Consider the following 6,077-nt stretch of genomic DNA (forward strand, 5'->3'; position numbering starts at 1 on the left):
TTTAAATGCCGTCTGCCGCTGCCATGCATATTTGCGGTGGATGTTTAGGAGGGCAACATGAATCTCGTATATGCAGATAAGCAAGGAAATGTATATGATCATCCCTATTATGTCGGGTTAGCTCGCAGCGGTGATATGATCGTTGAAATTATGGAGGATGAGCTGATTCCGTTGCCGGATGGCGCTACACTGGTAAGCCTGCCCTTCAGCAAGCCGATTGCGCTTGACCCTGAGACGGGTGAGATGCAGGTTGTTGAGGATGATGTGCAAGCTGTCGGCGCGCTGCTGCCGCAAGGCTATACTCGCTTGAATGTGCCAGCGTATGTAAAATCCGACCCGAACGAGAAGCTTCCGTTATTCGGCTACACAGCTGTTGTATGGAAGGATGACCAGTTTTATGTCACAGCAGAGCAATGCGATGATCCTGAGAAATGGGATCCCGAAAATTGCGATCGCCAGGAGCTGAAGCTGGAAGTCGATCGCTTGCTTACGACTTATCCTGAAAATCGGCTGTATCAGCATTTGTCCAACTGTGCGTTGGGGTATGAATGCTTGACGGCTTCCAATACCTTTCTCAATCGTTGGGAAGGCGGCGTGCCCGTATCCTATTCCTGCAACGCGGGCTGTTTTGGCTGCATTTCCGAGCAGCCGGATGATAGCGGCTTTCCGGCTCCCCAGACGCGGATGAACTTTCGTCCAAGCGTTGAGGAGGTTGCCCAGGTTATGTTGGAGCATCTCAAGCATCCGGATTCGATTATCAGCTTTGGACAAGGCTGTGAGGGCGAGCCGAGCACACAGGTTAAAATAATCGTGGAAGCGATGAAGCAGGTACGCAGTCAGACTCAGATGGGCTATATTAATATTAATACCAATGCAGGCTTGACTGATTTTATTCGGGCAATCGTCGATGCGGGCCTTGATTTAATGCGCGTAAGTACCATTAGCGCAATCGAGGAGCATTATAACGCTTACTATCGTCCGCGCGGCTATACGCTGAAAAATGTGGAAAAATCGCTTATTTATGCTGCGGAGCAAGGGGTTTATACCTCTATCAACTACTTGATCTTCCCGGGTGTTACAGATCGTGAGGAAGAGATGGAGGCGATGATTGATTTCTGCAAGCGAACAAAGCTTAAGCTTATTCAGATGCGGAATTTGAATATTGATCCGGAGAGCTATCTCAGCCTTATTCCGAAGGCACAAGGCGAAATTTATGGCATGAAGCAAATGCTGCAAATTTTCCGCGAGGAGCTGCCTGATGTCGTTATTGGCTCTTATTCCCATGTACCGCCAGCACAGTTTAGAAGGAAATAAGCGGCTCATCTTTTTCATTGCAATTGCATGACCGTTCTGTTAATATATTTTTATGTGCATATAACTCTGGTCCGCATGAGATCCAGGGCAGAAAGAGGTGAACGAGATGAAACAAGGTATTCATCCGACATACAACGCCGTTACAGCTACTTGCGCTTGTGGCAACACGTTCGAAACAGGTTCTGTTAAACAGAACATTCGTGTAGAGATCTGTTCCGCATGTCATCCATTTTTCACTGGTAAGCAAAAGTTTGTAGACGCGGGCGGCCGTGTAGATCGTTTCAAAAAGAAATACGGAATGTAATAGATTTCGTAAGTGTGCCTGAATCGGGCGACATAAAAAAGCCTTTAGTCCTCTATGATGAGCTAAAGGCTTTTTGTTGTTGGACAAGCCAGCATATTTGGCGGGCTTTTATCCTGGTTCAAGCTAGCCAAATATATGTAACAACAGATGAAAGGTTGCACTTTTAGTCATATTGTAATATACTGTTTCTTGCCGTGCTAGATGGGGAGGTAGCGGTGCCCTGTAACTCGCAATCCGCTATAGCGAGGTTGAATTCCTATCTTAGGTGTTGTCGATGTGAGGTTTGACGTCTGCAAGTAGTGTTGACAGTGGGGTCCTTCGCAATGGACGCTTATGAACCTGGTCAGGTCCGGAAGGAAGCAGCCATAAGTAAGTTAGTTCATGTGCCGAGGGAGTGCCTTGCTCGAGCTATGCAGCAGGAAGGTCGCTCGGATCGTTTCTATCGACGATAGGTGCACGGTTCCTACATAATGATCATAGTAAAGTTCATACTACCTGCCCGGGTGCAAGCGCTGCTTGTCTGGGCAGGTATTTTGCTATTATTTAACCAAATTGCACTAATCGAAAATGTCACTTCGCGTACATTAACAACATGTAGTATAATAAAATGGCGCAATAGCATTCGCTATTGAACCAGAAGCAAGGGAGATCGTAACGTGTCACATATAGCTCTATATCGTTCTTGGCGTCCGCAGATGTTCAAGGATATGGTCGGACAACAGCATATTATACAGACGCTACAAAATGCGATACGTGAACAGCGTGTGTCACATGCTTATTTGTTCAATGGTCCTCGCGGTACTGGAAAAACTACGACTGCCAAAGTGTTGGCTAAAGCTGTAAACTGTATGCACGGTCCAGCGATTGAGCCATGTAATGCATGTGCAACTTGCATTGGAATTACTGAAGGACATATTATGGATGTAGTAGAAATTGATGCAGCATCCAACCGTGGTATTGATGAAATAAGAGATATTCGCGATAAGGTACGCTATGCGCCAACAGAAGTGCGGTATAAGGTATACATTATTGACGAGGTTCACATGCTCACAGCGGAGGCTTTTAATGCTTTGCTGAAGACGCTGGAGGAGCCGCCCGCACACGTTATTTTTATTTTAGCAACTACCGAGCCGCACAAGCTGCCTGCTACGATTATCTCTCGTTGTCAGCGCTTTGATTTTAGGCAGGTATCTACAGAGGAGCAGGTAGCTCGTTTGCGCGAGATTTGCCAGGAGGAAGGCATTGAAGCGACAGACGAGGCTCTATCGTATATTGCTCGTCTGTCTGAAGGTGGAATGCGTGATGCAATCAGCTTGCTGGAGCAAACCTCGGCTTTCGCCAATCGGCAAATTACCCTTGAAGCTGCAGTTGATGTCACTGGCGGAATTGCTGCTGAGCAATTTTACGAGCTGGCAGAGGCGATACAGCATAAAAATGCCGCCTCAATGCTGTCTCTTGTAGAAAGCTTGATGCAGGCTGGCAAAAGCCCGGACAAATGCCTGGAAAACCTAATGTATTATTTCCGTGATTTGTTAGTGCTCAAGCTAGCAAATGGCGGAGATACTGCGACTGAACGGATTGTCGATGCTGAACGCTTTCGCGCGATGGCTTCAGCTTACTCGGCTGACGAGCTGTTTCGAATGATTGAAATTCTCAATCATTATCAGCAGGAGCTTAAGCATGCCGCACAGCCGCAAACCTTGCTCGAAGTAGCGCTATTAAAGCTATGTGCTTCAAGTGATGGTGGTGCTCAGCGCGCTGCTGAAGCGGGCTCTGAGGAGATTGCTCAGCTTCGTCAGCAGGTGCAGCAGCTGGAGAGCCAACTGGCCAAGCTGTTAAAGCAAGGGATTGTCGCTGCTCCGGCACAGCAGCAGCAAGAGCGGCAAGCGCCGCGGCGAAGCTTTGCTGCAAGCGGAATCAATCGTCCCAAAGTTAAGCTGGACCGCTTTATTTCAGCACTGCAGGGGCAGGAGACGCAAGAAGCCCGCATGAAGTGGGGCGACATTATGATGCGGGTCAAGGATCGCAAAGTAACGGTGCAGGCATGGCTGAAGGACAGTGAGCTGGTTGCTGCTGTTGAGGGACAGCTGCTGCTTACCTTCAAAAATGATATGCATCGCGAAATGACCGAGCGCCCTTCTCATCGTGAAATTATTGAGCAGGTGGCCTCGGAAGTAATGAACCGTCCGTATCAATTGGTCACAGTAATGCTGAAGGATTGGCAAGCAGCGGTTGACGGCAATCAAGAGCCGGCAGTAGAGTCGCTTGAGCTGGAGCCTGAGCATATTGCTGGGCCAGAAGCCAATATAGGCAATAATCAGAATGGCAATAATCAGCCTGAATGGATCGAAGAGGCATATAAGCTGTTCGGTGAGGAGCTAGTTGTTGTCAAAGAATAAATTTTTATGAGGTGAAGAAAAATGAACAATATGAATCAAATGATGAAGCAAGTTAAAAAGATGCAAGCGCAAATGCTTAAGGCACAGGAAGAGCTGGAGCAAAAAACAGTTGAAGGCAGCGCGGGTGGCGGTGTCGTTACCGTCGTAGCGAATGGACATAAAAAAGTGCTTAGCATTGAAATCAAGCCAGAGGTAGTAGATCCGGATGATATCGAAATGCTGCAGGATCTTGTGCTTACTGCTGTTAATGATGCCATTAACAAAGCAGAAGAGCTGGCCAATGCGGATATGGGTAAATACACAGGCGGTATGAAAATTCCAGGCTTGTTCTAATATTCCACATGGCGGATAGATAGGATAGCTCTAGCTATTCGAAAGGAGCTGTACCTACAACGTGCATTACCCAGAGCCTATTGCCAAATTGATTGATTCATTTACTCGTTTGCCTGGGATTGGTCCTAAGACAGCTGCACGCCTTGCGTTTCATGTGCTGCGGATGAAGGAAGATGAGGTTATTGATTTTGCCAAAGCGCTAGTTAGCGTCAAACGCAATTTGTTTTACTGCTCTGTATGCTGCAATATTACGGATACCGATCCTTGCCGCATTTGTCAAGATAAAAGCAGAAATGCTGAAGTGATTTGCGTTGTACAGGAATCAAAGGATTTAATTGCAATGGAGCGTACAAAGGAATTTGACGGCTACTATCATGTGCTGCAAGGGGCAATTTCTCCAATGGAAGGAATTGGTCCTGACCAGATTCGCATAGCTGAATTATTAAAGAGGCTGGGCGATGATACTGTTCAGGAGCTCATTTTAGCGACGAACCCCAATATTGAAGGCGAAGCGACAGCTATGTACATTTCCCGACTTGTCAAACCATTTGGTTTAAAGGTGACGCGAATCGCCCATGGCCTGCCTGTAGGGGGAGATTTGGAATATGCTGATGAAGTCACCTTATCCAAAGCGCTTGAAGGAAGACGTGAATTATTATAATTTCATATGAATGGCATTAAATATTAAGTGATTAATATGTTGCGTGTCGCATAAGGTTAAAGGGTCTGTCTAGCTTGTGAGCTAGGCGGACCCTTTTTTTGAGCTCGGATGGATATTGCTGGCTCGAAGCCCTGCTAAACCAATTTGTTGTTCTAATTTGCATGCTTGGACATACATATGTAACAAGAAAGTTCATGCAAGGAGGCGTTACGGATGTTGCGAGACATAATGGGAAGATGGCATAGGGATCAAGGAGTTAAAGCGGAAGATAGGAGCTATTCGATACTGAAAAGACGCGAAATGGACAAGCTGCGTCAGGAAATCAAGCAAGCGCTGGCTGATAAAAGGGCGACAGAGCAAATGTTTCATTATGCAAAAGGCAATGACGAGGTTGAGTGGGCTATATTAAAACAGCTTGCTGCAGAACAGCGCTATCGTATGCTGCTGAATAAAGCGAGAGCAATGGATGTCGACTGGACAAAGATTCGGGGGTTTGTAATATGAAGCTGGTTTGGCTCATTGTTTTCGCAGCTTCTACATTAGCATTGTTGTTCGTTCTGCTGCGACGGCCGCTCTCGCGCATTAGCTTGAAAAAAGTAATTGTTCACTGGATATTTGCAGCGACGGCCTTATTTTTATTGAATTATTTGGAGTTTACACAGGCTTACGCATTGCCAATTAATCCACTTACGATAGGGACTGCTGCCGTGCTTGGCGTTCCCGGGCTAGCTTTGCTGCTTGGCGTGCAGCAGTTTATTGTATAGCGTAGCAAGCCGTTGCGGGTATAACTAATCATGGATAAGGCAGATAAAAAAGGTATCGCCAGGACTTTCTATTCCTTTGTGGAATGTGGACATTCTGGAGATACCTTTTGCATTGGAAATCATTTTTTAAATAAAAATAAAAAAAGTTTAAAAAGGGGGTTGCGCAATGGGCGAGCCCTATGATATATTATTTCTTGTCGCCGCGAGAGATTGCTGGTGACGAGGGAAAAGAAATTGATCCTTGAAAACTGAACAACGAGTAAGAACTGCCATCAATGTTGCCGCCCCGTCGGTCAACATTG

General features: G+C 46.5%; 7 protein-coding genes and 1 other RNA gene. All 8 read left to right on the plus strand.

The genetic code is table 11. The features are described 5' to 3' along the window. Nucleotides 1-57 precede the first annotated feature (57 nt). Nucleotides 58-1,314, plus strand: coding sequence for a radical SAM family protein (locus KJS52_RS22265; protein WP_213519493.1), 1,257 nt, complete (start codon nucleotides 58-60; stop codon nucleotides 1,312-1,314). 106 nt (nucleotides 1,315-1,420) lie between these two features. Beyond that, nucleotides 1,421-1,618 carry a 50S ribosomal protein L31 gene (gene rpmE, locus KJS52_RS22270; RefSeq protein ID WP_213519494.1) on the plus strand — a complete coding sequence of 66 codons (198 nt, stop codon included), beginning with the start codon at nucleotides 1,421-1,423 and terminating at the stop codon, nucleotides 1,616-1,618. 192 nt (nucleotides 1,619-1,810) lie between these two features. After that, nucleotides 1,811-2,078: signal recognition particle sRNA large type (ffs, locus tag KJS52_RS22275), an RNA gene on the plus strand. 196 nt (nucleotides 2,079-2,274) lie between these two features. After that, nucleotides 2,275-4,017 carry a DNA polymerase III subunit gamma/tau gene (dnaX, locus tag KJS52_RS22280; protein WP_213519495.1) on the plus strand — a complete coding sequence of 581 codons (1,743 nt, stop codon included), beginning with the start codon at nucleotides 2,275-2,277 and terminating at the stop codon, nucleotides 4,015-4,017. Nucleotides 4,018-4,038: 21 nt separating this feature from the next. After that, a complete protein-coding gene (locus tag KJS52_RS22285) occupies nucleotides 4,039-4,350 on the plus strand; it encodes a YbaB/EbfC family nucleoid-associated protein (RefSeq protein ID WP_213519496.1) in 312 nt (103 codons plus the stop codon). A gap of 61 nt (nucleotides 4,351-4,411) precedes the next feature. Continuing rightward, a complete protein-coding gene (gene recR, locus KJS52_RS22290) occupies nucleotides 4,412-5,011 on the plus strand; it encodes a recombination mediator RecR (RefSeq protein ID WP_213519497.1) in 600 nt (199 codons plus the stop codon). Nucleotides 5,012-5,224: 213 nt separating this feature from the next. After that, complete coding sequence (locus KJS52_RS22295) at nucleotides 5,225-5,515, plus strand: hypothetical protein (RefSeq protein ID WP_213519498.1); 291 nt, start codon at nucleotides 5,225-5,227, stop codon at nucleotides 5,513-5,515. Continuing rightward, entirely contained in the window at nucleotides 5,512-5,775 is a 264-nt protein-coding gene (locus KJS52_RS22300) for a pro-sigmaK processing inhibitor BofA family protein (protein ID WP_213519499.1), read from the plus strand. The genes KJS52_RS22295 and KJS52_RS22300 overlap by 4 nt, the downstream gene beginning before the upstream one ends. Nucleotides 5,776-6,077: the final 302 nt, after the last annotated feature.

The sequence above is a fragment of the Paenibacillus montaniterrae genome (genome assembly GCF_018403185.1).
GTDB lineage: Bacteria > Bacillota > Bacilli > Paenibacillales > Paenibacillaceae > Pristimantibacillus > Pristimantibacillus montaniterrae.